General features: G+C 57.8%; 19 protein-coding genes. 5 read left to right on the forward strand and 14 right to left on the reverse strand.

Annotated features, from left to right (window positions below; genetic code table 11):
• Positions 1 to 895 (reverse strand): hypothetical protein (locus ACZCED_RS22195; protein ID WP_464861750.1); only part of this gene is annotated, 895 nt, incomplete at its 3' end.
• Positions 896 to 1,149: 254 nt separating this feature from the next.
• Here ACZCED_RS22195 and ACZCED_RS22200 point away from each other — a divergent pair.
• Together ACZCED_RS22200 and ACZCED_RS22205 are read left to right on the forward strand one after the other, a co-directional pair.
• Positions 1,150 to 5,334 carry a PEP/pyruvate-binding domain-containing protein gene (locus ACZCED_RS22200; RefSeq protein ID WP_464861751.1) on the forward strand — a complete coding sequence of 1,395 codons (4,185 nt, stop codon included), beginning with the start codon at positions 1,150 to 1,152 and terminating at the stop codon, positions 5,332 to 5,334.
• Between the two features lie 15 nt (positions 5,335 to 5,349).
• On the forward strand, positions 5,350 to 6,597 hold the full coding sequence (locus tag ACZCED_RS22205; RefSeq protein WP_462969399.1) for a type I glyceraldehyde-3-phosphate dehydrogenase: 1,248 nt from the start codon (positions 5,350 to 5,352) through the stop codon (positions 6,595 to 6,597).
• Positions 6,598 to 6,948: 351 nt separating this feature from the next.
• On the opposite strand, the gene ACZCED_RS22210 is transcribed toward ACZCED_RS22205, so the two are convergent.
• Positions 6,949 to 7,170, reverse strand: a complete 222-nt coding sequence (locus ACZCED_RS22210; RefSeq protein ID WP_464861752.1) for a hypothetical protein — start codon at positions 7,168 to 7,170, stop codon at positions 6,949 to 6,951.
• Positions 7,171 to 7,228: 58 nt separating this feature from the next.
• Here ACZCED_RS22210 and ACZCED_RS22215 point away from each other — a divergent pair, with 58 nt between their 5' ends.
• Complete coding sequence (locus tag ACZCED_RS22215) at positions 7,229 to 7,951, forward strand: hypothetical protein (RefSeq protein WP_464861753.1); 723 nt, start codon at positions 7,229 to 7,231, stop codon at positions 7,949 to 7,951.
• Positions 7,952 to 8,043: 92 nt separating this feature from the next.
• On the opposite strand, the gene ACZCED_RS22220 is transcribed toward ACZCED_RS22215, so the two are convergent.
• The 9 genes from ACZCED_RS22220 to ACZCED_RS22260 form a co-directional block, all read right to left on the reverse strand.
• A complete protein-coding gene (locus ACZCED_RS22220; protein WP_464861754.1) occupies positions 8,044 to 8,808 on the reverse strand; it encodes an HpcH/HpaI aldolase family protein in 765 nt (254 codons plus the stop codon).
• Positions 8,809 to 8,834: 26 nt separating this feature from the next.
• Positions 8,835 to 9,245 carry a hypothetical protein gene (locus tag ACZCED_RS22225; protein WP_462969403.1) on the reverse strand — a complete coding sequence of 137 codons (411 nt, stop codon included), beginning with the start codon at positions 9,243 to 9,245 and terminating at the stop codon, positions 8,835 to 8,837.
• A 44-nt stretch (positions 9,246 to 9,289) separates the two neighbouring features.
• A complete protein-coding gene (gene thiM, locus ACZCED_RS22230) occupies positions 9,290 to 10,093 on the reverse strand; it encodes a hydroxyethylthiazole kinase (RefSeq protein WP_462969404.1) in 804 nt (267 codons plus the stop codon).
• A 16-nt stretch (positions 10,094 to 10,109) separates the two neighbouring features.
• The gene (locus ACZCED_RS22235; protein ID WP_464861755.1) at positions 10,110 to 10,991 is read right to left on the reverse strand and encodes an alpha/beta hydrolase family protein; all 882 of its coding nucleotides are present in this window, start codon (positions 10,989 to 10,991) and stop codon (positions 10,110 to 10,112) included.
• Between the two features lie 118 nt (positions 10,992 to 11,109).
• The gene (locus tag ACZCED_RS22240; protein ID WP_462969406.1) at positions 11,110 to 11,835 is read right to left on the reverse strand and encodes a superoxide dismutase; all 726 of its coding nucleotides are present in this window, start codon (positions 11,833 to 11,835) and stop codon (positions 11,110 to 11,112) included.
• Positions 11,836 to 11,913: 78 nt separating this feature from the next.
• On the reverse strand, positions 11,914 to 12,852 hold the full coding sequence (locus ACZCED_RS22245; protein WP_462969407.1) for a DMT family transporter: 939 nt from the start codon (positions 12,850 to 12,852) through the stop codon (positions 11,914 to 11,916).
• 17 nt (positions 12,853 to 12,869) lie between these two features.
• Entirely contained in the window at positions 12,870 to 13,385 is a 516-nt protein-coding gene (locus ACZCED_RS22250) for a tRNA (cytidine(34)-2'-O)-methyltransferase (RefSeq protein ID WP_462969408.1), read from the reverse strand.
• Between the two features lie 169 nt (positions 13,386 to 13,554).
• Positions 13,555 to 14,886: a M48 family metalloprotease gene (locus ACZCED_RS22255; RefSeq protein ID WP_462969409.1), complete on the reverse strand. Its 1,332-nt coding sequence runs from the start codon at positions 14,884 to 14,886 to the stop codon at positions 13,555 to 13,557.
• A 19-nt stretch (positions 14,887 to 14,905) separates the two neighbouring features.
• Positions 14,906 to 15,220, reverse strand: a complete 315-nt coding sequence (locus tag ACZCED_RS22260; RefSeq protein ID WP_462969410.1) for a zinc ribbon domain-containing protein — start codon at positions 15,218 to 15,220, stop codon at positions 14,906 to 14,908.
• 132 nt (positions 15,221 to 15,352) lie between these two features.
• On the opposite strand from ACZCED_RS22260, the gene ACZCED_RS22265 reads away from it, so the two are divergent.
• Positions 15,353 to 16,213 carry an amidohydrolase family protein gene (locus ACZCED_RS22265; protein ID WP_464861756.1) on the forward strand — a complete coding sequence of 287 codons (861 nt, stop codon included), beginning with the start codon at positions 15,353 to 15,355 and terminating at the stop codon, positions 16,211 to 16,213.
• A gap of 133 nt (positions 16,214 to 16,346) precedes the next feature.
• Here ACZCED_RS22265 and ACZCED_RS22270 read toward each other — a convergent pair whose 3' ends face one another.
• On the reverse strand, positions 16,347 to 17,315 hold the full coding sequence (locus tag ACZCED_RS22270) for a hypothetical protein (RefSeq protein ID WP_462969412.1): 969 nt from the start codon (positions 17,313 to 17,315) through the stop codon (positions 16,347 to 16,349).
• A 378-nt stretch (positions 17,316 to 17,693) separates the two neighbouring features.
• Here ACZCED_RS22270 and ACZCED_RS22275 point away from each other — a divergent pair, with 378 nt between their 5' ends.
• Entirely contained in the window at positions 17,694 to 17,870 is a 177-nt protein-coding gene (locus tag ACZCED_RS22275) for a hypothetical protein (RefSeq protein WP_464861757.1), read from the forward strand.
• A gap of 657 nt (positions 17,871 to 18,527) precedes the next feature.
• Here the strand turns inward: ACZCED_RS22275 and ACZCED_RS22280 are convergent.
• Positions 18,528 to 19,610 (reverse strand): NAD/NADP octopine/nopaline dehydrogenase family protein, encoded by a 1,083-nt coding sequence (locus ACZCED_RS22280; RefSeq protein ID WP_462969413.1) that lies wholly within the window; start codon positions 19,608 to 19,610, stop codon positions 18,528 to 18,530.
• 275 nt (positions 19,611 to 19,885) lie between these two features.
• Positions 19,886 to 20,070: hypothetical protein (locus tag ACZCED_RS22285; protein WP_464861758.1), on the reverse strand; the 185-nt coding region annotated here is incomplete at its 5' end.

Raw genomic sequence — 20,070 nt, forward strand, 5'->3', positions numbered from 1 at the left:
TTTCGCTTTCCCCCCGCATGAGCCAGTCCAGATTGTTGATTTCAAGGGGCGGAGGTATCAGTTGAGCGCTGAGCTTGGGCAGGCCGAATATGGCATTGTATATGCTGGTGAACTGACAGCCTTCGTTGGAGGCCTCTTTTTTCTGCATCCATGCATCTACCTTGGCAACGAGGTTGCGCATGGTTTTTGCGCCCAATCGGTTGACGCCGGCCACCAGTGTCAGATTGGTACTCAGGGCGCCCTTCTCGTCGGTCACCATGGGCACCAGGTTCTCCTTGCCGGGTCCCAGGACAATGTCACGCTGGTTCTCGTGCGCCCGGTAGAGCCGGCATAGAATATGAAGGCTGCGACGCAACCGATCCAGAGATTCGGGATCTCCTTTGGGCAGCCTCAGGTGCAGGTTATTGATGCCACGGTCGGAGAAAATGGCGAAAGCATCCAGCAATTGGCCCATCAGGTGAGAGAGCAGGGACCCGTGGCGCTTGATCATCGTTGGAACGAAATCCAGGTCGACCACCATGTTTCCGAAAAGGATTTCATAGTCCAACCGCTCGGGGATATCCGAATCCGCAGTCAGGCCGCGATAGCGCACCAGGATCCGGCCGGCCTGCTGGGGCAGTTGCGACAGCTTGGCCAGGGTCTCCGTCAGTTGATCGAAGGTCTGGCGCTCTTCGGCCTGCCGGGCATCCAGATCCATGCGTTGAAAATAGCAGGCGATGTGATGCACGATTTCGCAGAGTAAAATCCGCCATACGTCCTGCTGCTTCTGCTCCTCGGCCAGGCTCTCAGCCATCAACTCCGAAGCCGATCGTCCCTTTTTGTGTTCTTCGAGTCCCTCGAGTTGGGAAAAAAGCTGCTGCGCGGCATCATCCAGATGTATTTCTTTTTCATCCATGGCCCTGACCTGTATCGCGTGAAAAGGCTAATTGGCGCCCTTGGTGCGTTCATGCCGGTGCGTGAAGTCATCTGACGCTCCGCCGAAACCCCAGAGGCGGGTCAACCCTATGATTCCAGAAGGTATTTGCTAAATATCACAAATTTCTCAAAACGGAAATCGAAAACCGGACAAGGCCCGGCTTGAAATACCCGCACCGCTTTGGTAGTTAAGTTTCAGACAGGCAACCGGAACCGTGAAGGATCTTTATTTTTATGACAATGATCAAGTCCAAAGCCCTTGAAGCCAACCTGGCCAGCACCCATGTGGATGTTACCATCGACCCCCGCTACGAATGCATTCAGGCGGTCATGTCCCGCTACTTCGGGTTGATGGAAGGGGTGAATACCTTCCTCCGGGAGTTGAGCCATCCCTACCGCAACTGGCAGTTTATCGTGGGTGAGGCCCGGGGGTATGCACTGGATTATTTCCACCTGTTTCAGTCCCATCCCCGGGGGGTGGAAGCGGCGGGGGCCATGGTCGGGATATTCAGCGAGGTCATCGAGGCCAACGTGGACGATGACGTTCGCACGGATGCGGTGGACAACCTGCTGCTCTACCTGCAGCAGATTATCGGCGACTCGAATGACCGGCTTCCCGATTTTCTGCCGGTACTCAACTCGGCCTTCAACTGGATCCACGACTGCCCCGACGACCGGTTTTTTCTATTTGTTAAAAGTTTTTACCCGATCAAGCGCATTATTCGGCTGCTTGGTGATCGAGGCAACGGCTCGATCACCGATCATGCGGTGCTCAATCGCCTGTTGATCCGCACCTTCAAGTTCACCTACGATTTCTGGTGCGAGGTCAAGGACCCGTGGGACTGTTTTCAGGCGGCTGCAGGCCAGATCCGCGATCCGGAGCCTGTGCGCGCCTGTTTTTCGGAAATTTCCCATGACGTGCTGCACGCCTTGAGGGACCACCTGAACCGGATCGAGAGCCTGCCGGAGAGCGATGCCTTGTCTGTATTCGACCAACTCCTCACCTTGACGGATTTCAGCGCCATCGTCGAGCGATACCGCAAGATGCCCCAGATGCTGCTTCAGGTTGGTGACGACGGCGGGCAGGGCAGGCAGTGGAAGGTTATTTTTCTTTTTCATATCATGAGCATTTCCGGCCTGAACCTGATCCACGAAGAGGCATTGCGTGACATCAACCGCACGGTGGGCTGGCTGATCGAAAATGAGAGCTCCCGGCATATCGGCGATCTGATCGAAAAAACCCTGTATATCCTGAAAACCCGGACGGAGCAGTTTCCGGCCACCTCCCTTACCTGTGTGCTCAACATGGGGCAGGGGGTTTACAAGACCGACGAGATCGACCTGGTGAACTTTTTCATCGACCGGGTGGTCGATCTGGGCTTTCAAACCCCCATGCTGGGCGGGGTGGGCAACGACTGGCAGATCCAGGTCAATTCGGCTCATTTGCAGAACATCCGGACATGGCTGGAGCTGATCGAATGCAAACCCAAATGGTCCTCACGCCTGCTCTCCAGCCTGATCATCAAACTCTCGCTGTCCGGGATATTCATCAAAGACACGGACCTGTTCCCCAGGGACATCACCCGTTTTCTCAACAGTGAAATCGGGCCGGTCTATAATCTTGCCAAGCAGCTGACCCGCCTCTTTCCGGCCTTTTTCAACGATATCGGCGCAGAGGGCGCCCTGCGGGACATTTCCACACGCTTGGATGAAGTCACCCACCGGCGGGACATCCTGATCCATTTTTTGCGAAAGCAAAGCCATGTGGAGAGTTCCAACCGCATCATCCGCTTCATGGAAGCCGTTCTGCACTTCTGGAAGACGCGCGACAAGTCCCCGCTTCAACCCTTCGTCCCCCCCAACATCTTTGCGCAGATCGATGCCCGTGGCGAATACGTCGACGGGGTCAACGCCTTGTTCACGCACCTGGGCGACCAGGGCCTGGCGCTTCCCGAAGAACTGCTCGTGGAGGAAAACGAGCGTATCCGGACCTTGCTGGCGGAAGCCCCCGGCGCCAGTGCTGTCGACGCCGAGCGGGTGGCTCTCATCGCCGCATTTTACAAGCTGCTCTACCATAAATACCAGCTGGACTTTAAATCCCTGCGCCACCACATGGAGCAGTTGGACAGGGAGTCTTTCCCGGACCTGAACATGCTGCGTGCGGCCCTGGGCGAGCCCGACCTGAAGCGACGGCTGTTCATGCTGATGGACTATCTGGAGCGTCTCAAGGCGGTTATCCTCTCCGAGGAAACTTATGAAATCCGGGCCGACATCTACAAAAAACGTCACATCACCATCGACATCCCCTCCATGTACGGCAGCTACCACGAGCGCAAGTTCGATGCGCTGGGTCTCACCTTTCGGGTCGAGTCACTGGTCAACGTGCTGTTTGAAGAGCTGGTCGACCAGATCAATCTCGGCCTGATCACCCGGGCGACGTTTCACGACATCTACGAGCGGCTTACCCTGTTCGACAAGGCCCTTCGCCTGGACGGCATCTACTCGGTGGAACTCGAACGCCAGCTGGACCTGCTGGCCCACGCTCTGGAGGTGAGGGGATTCACCTTTACCCAGTACCTGGATATTTTCAAGGGATTCGCCGTAGCCGTCAAAAATATCATCAACGACTACTTCAACAACATTCACGGGCAGAACCTGACACGAATTCTTTCCCATATGCCCACTGACCGCATCCTGGAAAAGTACCTTCCCCGGGAGAACGCCGTGGATGCGGACAAGCTCAAACACCGGGTCTCCGAGATTTTTTTCCGTGACCGTATCGCCACCTCCTTGGGCCTGCAGCAATTGGATCTGTTTTTGACCCGGATTCTCAACACCCTGTTCCACCAGTCCAACATGCTTCCCAAGAACAAACTCCATTTGCTGCTCAACTATGACCCCCAGCGGATCATCACCGGCCTGGAGGAGGTCAACAACAGCGCCGTCGGCATCATCTACATGGGCAACAAGGGGCTTAACCTGCTCAAACTGAAAAACCTGGGACTGCCGGTGCCCCCCGGGTTCATCGTCACCACCGAGGCTTTTCGCTGCCGGGAACTGATCGATGGTTTCGCTCCGGTGAAAAAGAATTTCCACCAGCAGGTTCGTCAGCACATCACCCAGATCCAAAAAATCAGCGGGAAACGGTTCGGCAACCCGGCCAACCCCCTGCTCTTTTCGGTGCGCAGCGGCGCGTCCATTTCTCAACCCGGTATGATGGAAACGTTCCTGGACGTAGGGATCAACGAGGAGATTGCCGAGGGCCTGGCCCATAAGATGGCCAACCCCTGGTTCGCCTGGGACAACTACCGCCGGTTCCTGCAATGCTACGGCATGGCCTTCGGGCTGGCGCGCGACGATTTTGACGCCATCATTGCCGAATTCAAGTCCCGCCTGGGCATCCCGCTGAAAAAAGGCTTCACCGGCGAGCAGATGAAAGTGGTGGCCCTGGCCTACAAATCCCGGATCCAGGACGAGGGCATCGAGGTCCTCGAGGACCCCCTGGACCAGCTCTTCATGACCATCAACGCGGTGTTCGCTTCCTGGGAATCCCCCCGCGCACAGACCTACCGCAAAATCATGGGAATCTCAGACGATTGGGGTACCGCCGTCACGGTGCAAGAGATGGTCTTCGGCAACATCTCACCCCAGGCGGGCTCGGGCGTTTTTTTCACCCACAACCCCCGCTGGTCCGGGGACACCTTGAGTCCGTGGGGCGATTTCACCCTTGAAAACCAGGGCGAGGACGTGGTGGCCGGCCTGGTGAGGACCCTTCCCATCTCGGTCAAGCAGCAGGAAATCGAGATGCGGGACACGGACATCACCCTGGAAACCCACTACCCGGCCATTTATGCGGCCATCCGCAAATGGGCGGCCCAACTCATCTATAAAAAAGGCTGGAGCCCCCAGGAGATGGAATTCACCTTCGAAGGCGCTTCAGCCGACGACATCTACCTGCTCCAGACCCGGGACATGGCCATCCGGGAGCGCAAAACCGTGCTCGCCTTCGACGTGGAGGCAAACCCGATGGACCGCTACCTGGGTCACGGCATCGGCGTTGCCGGCGGGGCCATGAGCGGCCGGGCCGTCTTTACCCTGGCGGAAATCGACCGCTGGCGGGAGGCCGAACCGGACACGGCCCTGATCCTGATTCGCGGAGATACGGTTCCCGACGACATCAAGGAGATTTATGCCAGTGACGGCGTACTCACCGCCAGGGGCGGGTTGACCAGCCATGCATCGGTGGTGGCTCACCGGCTGGGCAAGACCTGTGTGGTGGGTTGCGGTACCCTGGTGTGCAACGAAAAGAAAAAAACCGCCGAATTCAACCAGGTGGTCATCCGTTCGGGCGACCATATAAGCATTGACGGTCGGGAGGGATCGGTTTATCAAGGAAGCATGAAGATCAGGGAGGCCTGATCAGGAGAAAATGCCATGAACGAGGGACAGATGAAAATCGGTATCAACGGCCTCGGCCGCATCGGCAAGCTGACCGTGTGGCATCATGTGGGGCGGCGATACTTCAACGAAATCGTGGTCAATATCGGCCGGCAGGCCGGCACGGGCTTGGCGGACATCGCCCACTACCTGGAACGGGACTCCACCTATGGTGCCCTGCATACCTTCCTGCATGGGCACCAGGCCAAACCGGTGATCACCGATGTCGACGACAGCGCCGGGACGATGGTCGTGGACGGCATTACCCTGCGGCTGCTGAGAACCGCACGAACCCCCCAGGCCATTGACTGGAAGGCCCATGGTGTGCGTCTGGTGGTGGACACCACCGGCCAGTTCCTGGACCCGACCCTGCCGGCCGACCACCCCCAGGGGTCGGTCAGGGGGCACCTGGAAGCCGGCGCCGAGAAGGTGGTGGTTTCGGCACCCTTCAAAATCAAGGAAGAAGGCGTCGCCATGCCCGGCGATGCGGTCACGACGGTGATGGGAATCAACGCCAACGACTACGACCCCCGGCGCCACCGGATCATTTCCAACGCCTCGTGCACCACCACCTGTCTGGCCCATATGATGAAACCGCTGATCAACGCCTTCGGGGCCAAGCGGATCCTGTCGGCCTCCATGGCCACGATCCATGCCGCCACCGGCTCCCAGCAGGTTCTGGACCGCCTGCCCAAGGCCGGCAAGACCGATCTGAGAAAAAACCGGTCGATTATCAACAACATCATCCTCACCTCCACCGGCGCGGCCAAGGCCCTGAGGCTGGTAATACCCGAAATGGAGCACATCGGGTTCATCGCTGAATCGGTGCGGGTGCCCGTCAGTTCGGGGTCTCTGATCATCCTGGTGCTCAGTATTCAGGAGAGCCCGTCCGAAGAACCGGTTCGCCGCGGGGTGCTCAACAGGGTCTACGAACAGGCCGCGCAGCTGGACCCCAACGGTTATCTGAAATACACGGAAACGCAGAATGTCTCCGGGGATATTCTGGGCTCGCCCCAGGCAGCGGCGGTGATCGAGGGCGATGAAACCCACACCCGCACGGCAGACCTAAGTTTGGACCTGGCCAGCATCCCCGGCTTTTCACCCTCCGTGCTGGACAGCCTCACGGAAACGGTGGTTCGCGCACCGGTCACCCAGGCGGTTATCTACGGCTGGTACGACAATGAGATGGGCAGCTACGTGAACATGCTCGGCGACCGGACGGTGACCATTGCCGAAAACATGTAACCCTGGCACGGCTGGCGGTCATCCCCGGCTGCCGTGTTTGACGCCTGCACCATAACGGGACGGTGACCATATTCCCACGCGAAGCGCAAACGCGTCTCGACGGCAAACGCTTTCCGGCGATCTTAGAACTTGACGATATTGCAAACGGAGCTATATATTGTCAAACACACGAAACATGAAATGAATCCGCAGAATCGAAAAGCCCCTGAAAGGGCAATGTGATGACTGAAAAACCAGAAGCGACAGGCGACGACTGCATCTGCACGGATATTCCCAAGGCATTGTACGACCGCGTCGAAGACTTTTGCAAATCCAGAGGCATCGCCCCGAGTGAATTCATTTTCGACGCGATCAGCGAAAAATTGTTTTCCATTCACCGGGAGCGGCGGAGAAAGCCACGACTTTAGCGGAATTGGCATTCATCCTGGCAGGTGCCGTCGTTTTTAAACAGACGCGCAGCGCCTGTTCGACGCGTTCTGCATTCCGATACGCCCGGTCCTCCAGCCTGTAAAACCCAGCCGACAAAAGCCAGCCGTGGCCATGACGCCAATCGATCGGTGTCGCCTGCGTCATCGACCCTCCGTCCCCTGAAGGGCTTGTTAATAAAAAAGAGTAAGGAGGCCAAGGACGCATGACGCCGCAAACCCATATACGGGATCATCGACCCGCCTCGAAGCGGCGGCAGCCGGCACTGGCCGCCTGCCTGGCGCTCATTCTTGCATTGTGCGGCTGCACCCGTCTGCAGCTGAGCCAATTCCAGCGGCACGCGGCGCGTGGCGACCATGCATGGATCGCCGCACAGACAGTCGCGTGCCGGGAGCCGTCCGACGGGTGCAGCCGGCTCCATCTGGCCAAGGGCGACGCCTGCCTTCGGCTGGCCAGAATGAGCAGGGAACCCGCCGTCAATTTCGCCTGTGCCGCCGATGAACTGGAAACAGGGCTTGACTTAAAACCCTCCTGGAACACAGCCGGCGTTGAGCTGATATACCGGGAGAACCTTTGCGGATCCCTGGAAAGCCTGCACGGCTATCAATCCGGCAAGCCCGCCGAACAGACTGTAGGCCGGTTGTCGGACGCGGCCAAAGCGCTGTATCAGCTGGCCCCGGAAAGTCTTCCGGCGGTCTATTACCTGGCCCGCGCCCGTCTGATGGAAATCGAGCGCATGCTGCCCAATATCAATGCCGCCACCCGTGTGCCCGTGTGCCTCCGGCTCAAGCGCACCGTCAACCGTGTGCTGGCCAACATGGAAAACGCCAAGGGAGGAGCGGTGTCGGACTGGGACCGCTTTGCAGGCGATTACCAGCGGCTGGCCTTTGAATTGGGTGTGGCCATGCAGGCTGCCGAATGTCGATAGTCCGGCAGGAAGCCCAATGGTAAACCATCAGGGAAATAAGGGATGCAGCGCCACCGCCCTTTTGGCGGAAAGGACAGGGTGCGGGGTATGTTCTATCGGTGATCCCCCGTTTTTAACCCGGACAACAGCCGACGGGCCGATTGGTCCAGCATCAGGGTGTCCATCCCCACGGCGTTCAGCGTATAACCCTGCTCGATAAAGGGCGCCACGGCGGCAGCATCCACACCGAAAATCCCCAACGCCATGCGGCGTTCCAGGCAGGCCCGCCGGACCGTTTCGATGAGATGCCGGACATCGGCATCATGGATATTTCCCGGCTTTCCCATGCTCGCGGAAAGGTCGTAAGGGCCGATGAACACCCCGTCGATGCCGGATACATCGAGGATCGCTGCGATATTGGCAACCGCGTCGACATGCTCCACCTGGACGATCACCGCCGTGTCCGCGTTTGCCCGGACCACATAGTCGGCGAAGGACGCGCCATATCCCTGGGCCCGGGCGATCCCCACGCTTCTTTTGCCCAATGGCGGATATTTGGCCCACGCCACCACCCGGGCCGCCGTGTCGGCATCGTTTACCAGCGGCGCGATAATGCCGTCCGCACCCGCGTCCAGGGCCTGTTTGATGGCCACGTCCTGGTTCGCCGCCACACGAACCACGCAAGGGCACCGGGGCTGGGCCGCCTGCAGCAGCAATTGAATGTCGCCCACGGAAAGGCAGCCATGTTCACCATCGATGAAGAGCCAGTCGAATCCGGCTCGGGAAAGCAGTTCGGCAATCGCCGGGCAGGGCAGGGTGACAACCGTCCCCGTGAGAAGATCTCCCTTTAGCAGCCGTTTTCGAAAATCGGGGTTCATGTCTAGCGTTTCCTTTCCATCCGTGTCTACAACCGTCCCAGCAGATCGGTCCACTTCACCAGGATCTGCCCGACGCCCTGATCCACGTATACCGCAAACTGGGCGATGCACGAATAGGCCAGGGCGAACTGGGCCAGGGCAAAGCCGGCGATGGTGAACTGGCCCAGGCTGATCACGCCGATGCCGAATTGGGAGATATTGATGATACCGGCACCGAACTGGCCCACGGCAATCACCCCTTTGGCCACCACCGGCATGCGGTTTGGCCGGTATTTGAAAGAAATGTGCAGCAGGGGAAGCCCGAGAAAAGTGGATCGGCTCTTGTACTCGAAGCCGTATCCGTCCCAGCGGGCACGGGCCGGATACGGCGCCCCGCAGCCCGGACAGGCGACGGCCTGCTCGCTCACCTGGTGTTGGCATTCTCTGCACGGCTTCATAGATCATGTCTCCTGGACGTATCGCCATGCCGGTTGGCGATGGGTTAAGTGATCATCAAATGCTGGTGGATTTCAGCCCTGCCGGCCGAATAAAGGCTGTCCAGGAAGGCCACGTAAAAGCTGCCCGGCCGCTCGCTGACAGCCATGGCCAACTCCCCGCACAACCCGTAGAACCCGAAGGCGGCGGCGGTAGCGGCCAGCAGGTCATCCCGGGCCACGGCACAAAAAGCGCCGGCAACCGCCGACAGCCCGCATCCTAAACCGGTCACCCGTGTCATCAGGGGCACGCCGTTGGCCACCCGAACCACCCGGCCGCCGTCGGTGACCAGATCTTTCTCCCCGGAAATGGCCACGATGCAACCGTGTTGCCGGGCGATGGCACCGGCGGCTTCGGCGATCTCGTCGGACAGGGACAAGGATGAATCCACGCCTTTGGTCTTCACGTCGTCGACGGCCAGGGCAAGCACCTCGGATGCATTGCCCCGGATCACCGAAATGTTGGCTTCGTTTAGGATGTGCCTGACGGTGCGGGTGCGGTAACCGGTGGCCCCAGCGCCGACCGGATCCAGGATCACCGGGATGCCCCGTTGGTTGGCCGCCCTGGCCGCCAGTACCATGGCCTCGATCCATTTTTCCGCCAGGGTGCCGATGTTGAGAACCAGGGCGCCTGCCATGGCGGCCATGTCCGCCACCTCCCTGCGGCTGTGGGCCATCACCGGTGACGCCCCGATGGCCAGCAGCATGTTGGCCGTCGGGTTCATCACCACGAAGTTGGTGATATTGTGCACCAACGGGGCGCTGGTTCTGATTTTATCGAGAAACTCGGCAGTCGTGGTCTTCATGTCCATCGCGGGTATCCTTTCCTCAGTCGGTGCCAGCCATCCATCGCCGGATATGGCGGACAATGGGTCCGGCATGCCGGACCCAGCGGAAGTGGTGTCTTCCCGCGTCCGGCATTTCCCGCCCATCCAGGTGCAGGTGCCGCACACGGGCGCTGATCAACTTGTCGCACAGGTAGCGAACCGCGCGGGGCGGGGCGAATTGGTCCCCCTCCAGGGAGATGGCCATTACGGGGGTCTGCATCCTGGTCAGCGCCGACTCCAGGTTCACGGGGCTGTTGGCCGGCTCATAACGGCCCGTACGGGCATTGTGCGCCCAGTCCCGCATCACGGTTCTCGCCTCCCGGCCCCCGAACCCCAGCGTCCTTCCCGGGAAGTGCCCGATCACATCGGCAATGCCCCGGGCCAGCTGGGTGGCGAGGAGCAGTCCCAGGCTTTTGGGAAAAGGCCAGCCCCTGTAGTAGACCGAGCAGGTGGCCACCAGAATGAGCCCACGCACCGATTCGGGGTAAAGGCTTGCATACAGGGTGCCCAACTGGCCGCCGAGGCTGTGCCCCAACAGGTAAACCGGGCATCCGGGAAGCCGCCTGGCCGTTGCCGCCACCAGCCCCGGCAGATCGCAGGTGACCATCTCGTGGAAACCGAAATCCACGGATCGGGACGCCCGCAACGTGCTTCCGGCGTGTCCCCGCAAATCGGCGGCGACGGCATGAAGCCCCTGCCGAACCAAGGTGCCGGCCAGCGGTTCGTACCAGGATGCCGGAACACCCATGGCCGGCAGGATGATGCACACCGGACAGACCTTCCCATTGACGGGGTATACGGTCATCGTCAACCGGCTCCCATCGGCCATGGCAATGGGCAGCACCTCTTTTCCCGATGGTGCCGACAGGCTATCGATGGTCATGATTTCGGTAATTTTCTCATCATGGCGCCGAATTTGCGGGTCAGTACGCCCATGAAAGGCCCCTTTATCGGGAAGCATGGACGAGCTCTGTTTTTCAGATCGTGCCCGTTCTGTAGACTCATGCCTTGGGTGGCTGGGCCTTCTCGAGCTGAGCCGCCACAAAATCCCAGTTGGCCAGGTTGTCCAGCACGGATTGGACAAAATCCACCCGCCGGTTCTGGTAGTCCAGGTAATAGGCATGCTCCCATACGTCCACGGTGAACAGCGGGATCAGGCCATGGGCGAGGGGCGTGTCCGCATTGGCGCTGGTGACCACCGCCAGCTTTCCCTCGTCCAGGACCAGCCATACCCAGCCGCTGCCGAACTGGTCCTTGGCGGCGGTGGTGAAGAGTGCCTTGAACTCGACGAAACTGCCGAAGGTTGCATCGATCATCTCTGCCAGCAGGCCCTCCGGGGCGCCTCCGCCATCCGGTTTCAGGCATTTGAAGAAAAAGGCGTGGTTCCATGCCTGGGCGGCGTTGTTAAAGACAGCCGCTTTGGACGCCTCCCCGGCGGTCTTCGCGATCACCGCTTCGGCTGTCTTGCCGTCAAAACGCATCCCTTTGGTCAACGCATTGGCCTTTTCCACATAACCGGCGTAGTGTTTGTCGTAATGAAACCCCATGGTGTCCGCACTGATGGTGGGAGCCAGTGCATCCTGGCTGTAAGGCAGCGGCTCAATGACAAAAATGGCCGAACCGCCACCGCCGCTGCACTGTGCCAGAAACAGGGCGGCAAAGGCGCAAACCACCAGCACCGCCGAACGGTCAAGAATGCGTTTATTGAAAACGGGAAGGGTTGCCATGGCGTTTCTCCTTTTGGGTTGTCTGCACGGACGGTTGTTAAAAACGCAAGCGTTGGGGAACGCGCTTGCCAGCGTGGCTCAGGGTTGCGTTTCCTGAAACCGGATAAATAGCGCCAGCCCCGCACCGGTGACCACAATTCCCACCATTCCCAGGGCATTGGGCAAGGCGGCACCGACGATCAGAACTTCACCGGCCAGGGCGAAGATTACCTCGCTGGACTGGGTGGCGTCCACGGCGGCCAGTTGGCTGCCGGTTTTCGATTCGTTCCTGGCAAAGAGGAACAGGCTCGTGGCCATCACACCGGAGAACAGGGCCACCAGGGCCGTGTTCACGATCTGCCCGCCGACCGGCGGCGGCGGGTCGGCCACGGCGATCACCAGGCACCAGAAGGGAACGCTGCCCAGGGACATGAGCAGCACCTTGGCAAAGGGGTGCTCCAGTATCGGATCGCTTATATCGGGCAGGCGGCCGTGGCCGGCCCTGGCTTCCCACACCAGCTGGTTGCCGATGGGATAGCAGAAGGCGGCGATCAATACGGGCAGGGCGCCCTTGATCAGCTCCGCCGGATCGACCGCTCCTGCCTGGCTGACGTTGACCAGGAACACGCCGGCAAAGACGATGGTTGAAAAGAGCCAGATCCGCCGGGGAAAGCGCCGCCCGAAGGCTGAAAGCACCACCAGCGTGGCAATAATGGTAAACTGCCAGGTGGTGGCGACGATCCAACCGGGCGCATAATCGGCGCTGAAACAGATCAGGGCATAAAAAGCACCGAAGCCGATACTGCCCGCCGCTACCCAGAAAGCCAGGTTGCTGAAAAACAGGCCCAGGGTGCGGGCCAATGCCGTCGCTCCACGAAACACCAGCAGCCAGACCGTCAGCAGAATAATCATATGGGCAAAGCGCAGGCTGGCGCTCCACACCCAGTGCCCGCCGCTCAGGCTCATGATCCGGTTCAGAACGAAGGTGGAACTGAAGAACAACCCGGATAGCAGGCCGATCAGAATGAGTCTTGCCATCGGCTAATACCTGAATCTCACTTTCCACCTCGAATGCTCTCATAAAGGGCGATGCCCGCTGCGGTGGAAAGGTTCAGCGATCGTATATCACCGGTGGTGGGAATCCGGTAGCACGCCCGCGGGTAGCGGGAGAGAATCGTTTCCGGTAGCCCGCCGGTTTCGGATCCGAATACCAGAAACATCCGCCGGCAAGCCGGCATCTCCCAGAACACCCGGGCCCCACCCTTGGAAAACAGCGCCATTTCGTCTTCCCCGGGGGTGAACGCCGTTCGGAACGCATCGAAACTGTCCCAGATGCCCGGAGAAACCCGGTCCCAGTAATCTAAACCGGCCCGCTTGACCTGCCGGCTGTCAAGGGAAAATCCCAGTGGGCGTATCAGGTGCAGCCTGGCCCCGGCCCCCAGGCAGGTGCGGCCGATGTTGCCGGTGTTCCAGTGGATTTGCGGTTCCACCAGCACCACGTGGCGCTCCAGACCGGCAGGTTCACAGAGGGCCGCATTGCCACTATCGTCACCGTTTGATGAACCCGCCATTTGAGTCAGCCTTAAAACAAGATTTGGGTCCGAAAACCGTTATGGGCGGATTCGTGAAACGCCTGAGATCAATGCCTGCAAAGCCCGAGGAGTGAGGTGTACGGCGGGTACGCCGCAGCGACAAGGGATGAAGCGCAACGCAGATATCGGGCGTTTCACGAATCCGCCGCTATCTGATGTAGCCCCACTCCTTCAGCCGTTGATACGCGTACTGGGCCTGCTTTCCCTGCTGGACCTGCTTCAGATAGTCATTGTAGGCTCGGGCGGCCTGTTCTATTTTTTCTCCACCTTCAAGGGAGAGCCCTTTAAAGAAAACCGTATTGGGATTTCCCGGAAGACGCCGTTCGTAGATGCTGAAGTCCTCGTAGGCGGCGTCGTACTTCTTGTTGCGAATTTTGGTAATACCGCTGATGTGGTAGGCCTGGGCTTCGTCGGGATAGACCTGCTTGGCACGGTCCGCATAGCGCTCCGCCTCGCTGTCCTTTTTCTGAACCAGCTGGCACTTGGCCATGAGCAAGAGCCCCGTATAGTCATTGGGGGCTTCGTCCAGGGCCTGTTTGAACAGCCCTTCCGCCTCGCTGAACTGCTCTTTGCCCATGGCCTCCTCGCCGTTCTGCATCTTCTTGATGGCACCTTTGATTTTTCGCAGCCCTGCGGTGTTGTCCAGGTATCGCTCCCGATACAGCGGTTGGCCGCTGTACTGCCGGTAATTGTTGGTGGCCTGATCGACCGATGTCTGGTAGCGTTCAGAGGACATGGGGTGGGTGGCAAAGAGAAGATCGGTGATGCCGGCCTTGTGCCGGCTCATGTTGTTGAGCATCTCCATGAGGCCCACCATGCCCTGGGGGCCGTATCCGGATCGGGTCATGTATACCATACCCAGGTCGTCCGCCTGGCGCTCATTGTCACGGCTGTACGTGGCCAGCAATGCGCCGGACCCCAGCTGTCCCAGTTGACCGGCAAGGCTGCCGGCCCCGGAACCGACCGCCACGCTGGTCAGGATGGTCAGCCCGCCGACGGCCATGTTGGCCAGCTGGGCCTTGGACATGATCTCGGCGGTATGCCGTGCATTGACATGCCCCAGTTCGTGCCCCAACAAGGCGGCCAGCTCGGCTTCATTGTCCAGTTCCAGCAGGATCCCGCGGGTGCAGGCGATGCTGCCGCCGGGAAAGGCATAGGCATTCACATAGTTGGCATTGACACAGTGGAAATTATAGGGCATCTGCCCGCGATGGGTGTTGGCGGTCAACCGGTTGCCGGTGGCCTCGACGTAGGTTTGCAGGGCCTTGTCCTGGGTGTTGCCGTAGTCGGCGGAAAACTGGTGAGGAGACTGCTGACGATCGACGGCGATCTCCTGCTTCTCATCCATGATCATGAACTGGGATTTTCCCGTGACGGGGTTGGTGGCGCACCCGATGGCCAGTCCAGTGGCGGCCATGCTCGTCATGATCAGAAATTCACGACGGCTCAGTCCGTTGATCACTCTTCTGGAAACCCGCATATGCACCTCATTTAAACACTCACGCCCGCTGTCCACAATGCGGACAATACTTGAATGAACGGTCGAAAACGCTTTTACAGGCCACACAAACGGTGGAAGCGCCCGACAGCGGTTCCTCTCCGGCCGGCGACCGGCGGCCATTCGCCGTCCCCTGGCAGCCTTCGCACAACAAAAAGGGCTCTCCCTGTTTCACCCGGATCAGGGGGATGAAAAACAGGCTCAGGTAGTGATCCACCCGGGTGGTAAAGGCCTGTGCCAGGCCGCAGGCCGGACAACGTTGCGGTTGATCATCCAGCCGTCTGGTTTTGGGTTGAACACCGGCGATCAGAAACATGGCATCCTTGACGCGTCACCCGTCCGTGCGCGGGCAGGGTCGTCCGACTCTTGGCTGTTGCATGCGTGGGGTGTATTGTATAAGAAAGAGCCTCATAGTCAATATGGAAAACCGCTTTGCAAGGAGTCGCCCATGATCATCGATTTTCACGTACACACCTTCCCCGCTGAAATCCGGGATCATCGGGATCGTTTTTTCGATGCCGAACCCGAATTCAAGCTGCTGTACGAATCCCCAAAATCCAGACTGGTGTCCGCATCGGACATCATCGACATGATGGACGACCAAGAGGTGGATATGTCGGTGGTGTTTGGATTTCCCTGGCGTACACCCGACACCTGCCGGCGAAACAACGACTATGTCATCGAAGCGGTTAACCGATACCCGCAGCGGCTGCGCGGCCTGTGCTGCGTGGACAGCCTGAATCCGGACGCGGCCGGCGAGGTGCAACGCTGCCTGAAAGCCGGCCTGAGCGGCGTGGGGGAACTGGCTTTCTACGGCTGCGGCATCGACGGTGAATGCCAGATCAGCCTGGGCCCCATCATGGCCATGTGCCGGGAGTATGATGTGCCGGTGCTGCTGCACACCAACGAAGAAGTGGGGCACCTGTACCCGGGCAAGACGCCCAATACCATGATCCAGATTTACGAGACCATGGCACGATTTCCGGACAACACCATCGTTCTGGCCCACTGGGGAGGAGGACTCTTCTTCTACCACCTGCTGAAAAAGGCGGTTAAGGAAACCCTGAAAAACGTCTATTACGACACCGCCGCTTCTCCGTTTCTCTACGACAGCCGAATTTACCGCTATGCCAGGGACCTGGTGGGGCTGGACAAGGTCCTGATGGGCACTGACTATCCCCTGCTCAAGCCCGAGCGCTACCTGAAAGAGATGACCGGTGCCGGTTTGAGCCCGGAGGACATGGAAATGGTGTGCGGACAGAACGCCGCACGGCTGCTGAAGCTATATCGACCGGGTCCGTCGTCCTGAACCAGAATGGCCATGCACAAGCGCTTGTGCATGGCCATTTTCAGCATGCGTGTCGATTGGATCAAAAACCGATTGTGGAATCGATTTACTGACCCCCGGCTTGGCAACATCAAAAACCGTTCACGAAAAAACCCTATCCCTGCGCATTCTTTTCGAGTTCATCCAGTTTGGCAGGCTCCGAAACAGCGATGTCCACCAGGCTCTTCGGGATGGAGCTCTGCTCGCACATGATTCTGATTTCCTTCTCTTCCTCGCTGAATTCCATGATTTCGCGAATGGATTCAATATAGCCGGCCAACTCGTCCTTGGGTATGTCTTCCAGCGCCGGTCCCTCAGCCGCTGCCTTTTTCCGTGCGGCTTCCTCCTCGGCCAGTCTTTGTTTCTCCTTCAGCTCCGCCTCCATGGCCTGCTTGGCAGCATCGATCACGCCCTTGTCGACCTTGGCCATCTCCATGATCAATTCTACGGAGACGTTCTTTTCAAACAGGTGTCTGACCTTTTCTTCGTCGGATTTATCCGCGACCGCCTCGAGCAGGGTTGCCACTCTCTCCCTTTCTGCAAGCTCTTTCTTTATCTCTTCCCTCACCTGCTTCAATTTCTCATCGGAGATTTCCAATGCGCTGGTGATGACCGGCGAAGCCACCTGTTCTTTGATGAGCAGCCGGATACCATCGTCGCCGGACAGGCTTTTTGCCTTGGCGATCAGCAGGTCGAGCCTGGTTTTCTCGACAATCTTGATCACATCCGCTCTGCGATCGGGGCTCCTGAGCTCCGGCCACGTCCCGGCGACGTCGTCAAGAAGCTTGCTGGTTGCACCGTAAGGGTCGGCCACGTCCTCCAGCGTAAAGGCCGCGATCGCGGTATTGAAATCCTTCAACATGGGCCGCCCGGCCTTTTTGGCCTTATCGATCGCCCATCTCAACTGGAGCAGATTCCCCCCGTGACGCGAAACATTGAAACCGGCGTTGTCCAGCTCACCTGCAATCCGCTGGATCGATGATTCCAGCTTTCCCCCGGCGAGATCCGATAAATCGGTCGCAAGGATATTCTCCTCGATCAACAACCACAGAGGCTTTTTTTCGAATGCGTCACTTGTCGTCATTGTTCATCTCCTTTTTTTGTGATTGTAACAGAAAACCAATGCGCCGGCCTGATCCGGCTGAAAACATGTCGTTGGTGCCTGTTGGATTTTAAAATTGTCGGCAGGAAGCCGCTTGTCCCGGCAAAGACTATAGAGACGCACCCATGCGAGTCAAGGAAAATTCGACAATTGGTATGGACTGGCAGGCCGATAGGAGCTTTTCGCATGGCTAAGGAATCAGAGCTTAGGGGGCAAGGTATGCCGCTGTAAAAATTCGATCCGCCTGGAAGGTACCGTCTTTTTAAGCGTGTCCCGGATACAGTTGTCGCCGGTATGCGATTTCGTAAATCTGAAAGACGTGCAATCCTGAAGGTTGTGATCCGGCGGAGCAGGGTTAAGATGAAGACGGCATGCCCATCTCTTGGTCGTGAAGGCCAAGAAAGCATGTTGCTGCCGGCAGGCTTTTTTGATGAAAAAATGGGAACCCCGGCCATTGCCTGGCATATCATCTTAGCTTCGATACATTTCCGGTACCCGCTGGGGAACCCGTCCTTATCTGAATATGGAACCCTTTAAGGAGATGGATAAACAAGAAGTCGCAGCCTGAAGCGGATTGCCACCGCACTCAAAAGTATGAAAGATTCTAGACGCTACATTCATGACAAGATGGTATCACAGCCTTTCAGAATCCCTCCGTATCGTTGATGAGTTGGAGGCATCAGAAAAATCTGCAACCGCTTTTCACCTGTGATATCACTTCTAAAGCCAAAATATTTTGGGAAAAAGCCAACCACCAGGTATTGTGGTCGGTTATTTTTTCATCCGGGCGGTCTTTAATAGTAGCTATCTTCAATTGGTCTTGGGTGCAGGTTTGTTAGGATAAACAAAAAGAGAACCGGCGATAATCATGATTTTGATGGACATGAATTATGCACCGGTCCTCAGCGGGAGGAGGAGGTGCCTGGATGGCTTATCCCGCAACGAAAAATTATAGTTTCCTGAATTAATGAAAAACTTCCGCTATTTTATCCAATGCCCAATCGATATCCCACACCCAGACACCCTCTCCGCGGCAAAAGACAACGTCCAAGGGTTTGTAATTATTGGTCCCAAATTGTTTTTCAAGGTTGACGTATGACGTGGTTGGCATTTAAGGCTCCGAAGAAATAGTTCAAACCCATTTTTGCATCTATTAAGGAGGAACGAATCGATCGGGCTTGATCGCAAAATGGATTATGCCAGCAATTGATCCAATTCCTTCGCCGTGCGGTTTGAAAGGCCCAGCGTTTCCATCGTACGCCTGGCTTCACCCCGATAATCCCGCTTCATCACCACCGACGCCAAGGTGATCACCGCCGACATCACCGGCGTCTCTACTCCGACCTGTTCCGCCAGGTTCCGGAGGAACACAAGACCATATCCCACATCCTCATGGAAATACCGGTAGTCCAGGCTGGGCTGGGCTTTGACTCCGGCAAATCCCGGTGAGGAGACGAATCCGGTATCATAAGTGGCTTCCACCATATATCCCTGCATGACGCCCAGTTCCGGATCGGGGATAACCTCCACCCCCAACCGCTTGCCAATGGCGATCCGTTCCTTGTCCACCGCTTCGATCAGTCGGCCGACCGCCGGGGTGACGCCTTCGTGGTAAAATTCGAAATCCCCTTTGGTGCGTTCGATCAGCCCGACATTCATGAGGGTAATGGTGGGATGGATGACAGGGTTGCCGTTCTGCAGACTGGTCTGGAGGATGTTCTTGGCCGCGCTCATCGCCGGATAGACATCACGCACGTGTTCCAGCACATTTTTGGTTTTTCTCGCTGGAATTGCGGCCAAGAACAACCCGCCTTTGAGCTTGTTGAAAATTCTGATCTTGCCGGGTTCGATCAGCCGAACGGCATACGGCAAGGTCGATGTCTCGGCGACGAGAATAGCCTCATCCCGGAGATCCAGGTCGGCGCCGTTTTTAAACTCAATGGCCCCTCCGCAGGAACTCGGACAGACGATTACGACCTGTCCTGGTTTGAGGTAGGACTTGCAGGCTTCAGCGAAGGGTCGGGTGCTGTAAGCCGGTCCGACGGCGTAGATGACATCAGCCCCATCCAGGGCTTTTCCAATCTCATGCCCGGCGTAAGCCACTGGCTGAAATCCTTCTATCTCACCTGCGCAGCGGATACCGCCGTTCTTTTGGACGGCCTGGATACTGGCCGGAAATTGAGCAAAGTCGAATAAGCTGACCTGATGTCCGTGGGCCGCACAGTCAAAGGCAACGGCACAGCCTCCATTTCCCGAGCCCAATACTGTGATGTTCATTTTTATATCCTCCACATTTCTTTAAGTGATTAATGGCAATTTGCTTAAAAAGCATGAGTAATATTGGGCCGACACGGTCGCTCTCTTTTTATCGGAAAATGGGAACCACAAGATATTTTATTGGATGGCTTATTATATTGTAACTATGATCATAAACGTCCATAGACATAATGTTTGTTGCGCGTAGCTTTAAAAAGAAATTGCTCTCTATATTGTTAAATACTTTCTCAAGATTGAATAAATTGAGATCGCAACGCTATCTGAGGTAGAGTTGCTTATCCCTTCCTTTTTAGTTTAGCAATCCTTTCAGCATTCAGTGACTTGCCAGGGCAGAAAACTTCAAAGTCGTTGTAAAGGGCTTCTGACTTTTCCAGCCTCTGGTATAAGGTATCGTCGCAGAATTTCAGGACGGCAGTATTGAGCGCTTCGAGAACAGCCACCACGGCGGCCGAGCTGGTAA

Source organism: Desulfosarcina sp. (genome assembly GCF_055467485.1).